This window comes from Novosphingobium sp. CCH12-A3, assembly GCF_001556015.1.
GTDB classification, from domain to species: Bacteria; Pseudomonadota; Alphaproteobacteria; order Sphingomonadales; family Sphingomonadaceae; genus Novosphingobium; species Novosphingobium subterraneum.
On sequence record NZ_LSIA01000222.1, the window covers coordinates 1 to 2,340 of the forward strand.

4 protein-coding genes are annotated in these 2,340 nt (G+C 59.9%); 1 reads left to right on the forward strand and 3 read right to left on the reverse strand.

The features are described 5' to 3' along the window. Positions 1-271: 271 nt before the first annotated feature. The 3 genes from AX703_RS17445 to AX703_RS26810 form a co-directional block, all read right to left on the reverse strand. Positions 272-1,003: an RHO alpha subunit C-terminal catalytic domain-containing protein gene (locus AX703_RS17445; protein ID WP_062345909.1), complete on the reverse strand. Its 732-nt coding sequence runs from the start codon at positions 1,001-1,003 to the stop codon at positions 272-274. After that, positions 975-1,154 carry a hypothetical protein gene (locus AX703_RS28455; protein ID WP_231735595.1) on the reverse strand — a complete coding sequence of 60 codons (180 nt, stop codon included), beginning with the start codon at positions 1,152-1,154 and terminating at the stop codon, positions 975-977. Before AX703_RS28455 ends, AX703_RS17445 begins: the two co-directional genes overlap by 29 nt. A gap of 155 nt (positions 1,155-1,309) precedes the next feature. Next, positions 1,310-1,579 (reverse strand): hypothetical protein, encoded by a 270-nt coding sequence (locus AX703_RS26810; RefSeq protein ID WP_174544622.1) that lies wholly within the window; start codon positions 1,577-1,579, stop codon positions 1,310-1,312. Between the two features lie 232 nt (positions 1,580-1,811). On the opposite strand from AX703_RS26810, the gene AX703_RS17455 reads away from it, so the two are divergent. Continuing rightward, positions 1,812-2,340: transposase (locus tag AX703_RS17455; protein WP_197423754.1), on the forward strand; the 529-nt coding region annotated here is incomplete at its 3' end.

Below are 2,340 nucleotides of genomic sequence, written 5' to 3' on the forward strand. Positions count from 1 at the left end.
ATCCGGCGTGCCGCAAGACACTGTCATTCAACGAATTAGTTTCGAATCCGACTCTTATAGAGGGTGAAAAGGGTGTGGCGTTTCACCCCCGGCACTGCGGCCCAGGTGTGCGAAATGCGCCATGACCGATTTTACCGGGAGCGCAGCTCATGCGGGATCGGGGCGCACCGGTCGGGCCAACCAGTTCCAGCCTGCTCGTGTCAGCGCTGCGGCCATCATCGCCGGGTTGAGCTTTTCGCTTTCAAGCCGGCGAGATGGCCCCGTGCAATCCTCAGCCCTCTGTTGCGGCCGGTTCAAGCGCCTCGAGGGACTTCACGACGTAGAAGGACTTGAACGCATCGACGAGCTTCTCCTCGTTCGAGTAAGGGCCCGGCTGATAACCGTCGGTCTTGATCCCCGCGTGGTTGTTCTCCGCAAGACGGCCATCCTGGGCGTTGGTGGCGCGCCACACCTCGGTGAGCTTGTCCACGTCATAGTCCACGCCTTCGACGGCATCCTCGTGAACCAGCCAACTGGTGCGCAGCAGGGTACGGTCGGCGGCGAGCGGGACGAGGCTGAACGTCACCACATGGTCGCAGCAGAAGTGATGCCAGCTGTTGGGTTGCGTCCACACCGACAGGCTGGTTTCCACCTGATCGCCATGGGGCCAGATCAGTTTGCGCGATGCCGGCTTGCCGCTCAGGGTCTGGGTAACAGCACCCGGAGCAAGGCCGAGGCGGGCGACGCTATGCCACCAGCCGTCCGGAAATTCAATCAGGTCGCGATAGATGCCCAATGCTTCCCATTCGGCCCGCTGTGCCTCGACCGCCCGGTCGGCGTCGGTCTTCACGCCGCAGACGTTGTCCTCGGGCAAGCCCTTGCCAAAGCCTGATCCATCCAGTGACTTCAGCAGTTCGGGGTGATTGCTTTCGCAGTGATAGCACTCCCGGTTGTTTTCCATCACCAGCTTCCAGTTGGCATGGTCAACCAGCTCTTCAGTGGCTGCGATTTTGAGCTTGTCCAACTGATAGAGTGCGATCTGGGGAACTAATGTCCTCCTTCACCCGGTCGATCGGCGGCGGGTTTTCGGAAAGGCAGAGGAACAGCAGGCCGCCGACATTCTGGATGGCCACCGGTCGCAGGGCGTGGGCTCCCGTGTCGAAGCCCTCGGGCATGTCGCGCGCGGCAATAACAGCGGATGATCAGTCGCCTTCTGCTTCCGCCAATTTGGCGGGTGGTGGGCGAAACAACCTCCCCCAGTGCATCCCGCATTGCCGCCTTCGGCTTGCCGTGTCGTACGCCTCGGTGGGGCTAGAGATCGTTACCGCCGTCAGATTGACCGATTGAGCCTGATCTTGAACTTCTCGACCAGCCCGTTGAGAATTTCGTCCTGGCTTGGATTTCTCATTGCGCGATCGCCTGGACGATTAATGTCCGCCCAATGGGTAATACCGTCAATAGGGTCGTCGAACCCGCCGCTCCTTTCCCAATCGTCGGCATTCCAGCTCGCTACCACTGCGCCGTCAGCATCCCAAAGAAGCAGGTATCGGCCATCTTTTCGGTTGTCAGGCATGCTTTCAATGGGGCGCCACTCGATCATAGAAACCAACCTCAAGTTCATTAGACCCGACTCCACTAACACCCAAGTGCGAAGAATGAGTTGAAAACTGAAAGGCTTACCTCTTTTTCAGATCTTCAATCACCGCACGGCGCATGTTTACGAAAGCAGCGGACGCGAAGCCCTTTGACGCTGATACTTGGACGGCTCGAAAAACTCTGGAGTTTGGTGACCTGACCTGATTCACTGCCCTTGCGGATGAGCGGAGGCGATGATGGCGGGACAGCCCGGTTTCTTTGATCTTTCGAACCGGTACGAGGCCTTGAGCGCAGCGGGTGATCCGTTGGAGCGTCTGTCCGGGGTGGTCGACTTTGAGGTTTTCCGGGGGCCATTGATCGCCGCTCTGCGCCGCAGTGTTCGTGGCAAAGGCGGGCGGCCGCCGTTTGACCCGGTGATGATGTTCAAAATTCTGGTGCTGCAGGCGCTCTATTCGTTTTCGGACGAAGCGACGGAATTCCAGATCAAGGATCGCTTGTCGTTCCAGCGCTTCCTGGGCCTTGGGCTCGATGGCACGGTGCCCGATGCGACGACAGTGTGGCTGTTTTGCGAGCGCCTGGTGCAGGCCAAGGCGATCGACAAGCTTTTCGCCCGCTTCGATGCAGCGCTCACCGATCGGGGCTATCTCGCCATGGGCGGCCAGATCATCGATGCGACCGTCGTGCCTGCCCCCAAGCAGCGGAACACCGAGGAGGAGAAGGCAGCGATCAAGGACGGCCGGATCCCGGAGGCATGGAAGGCAAAGC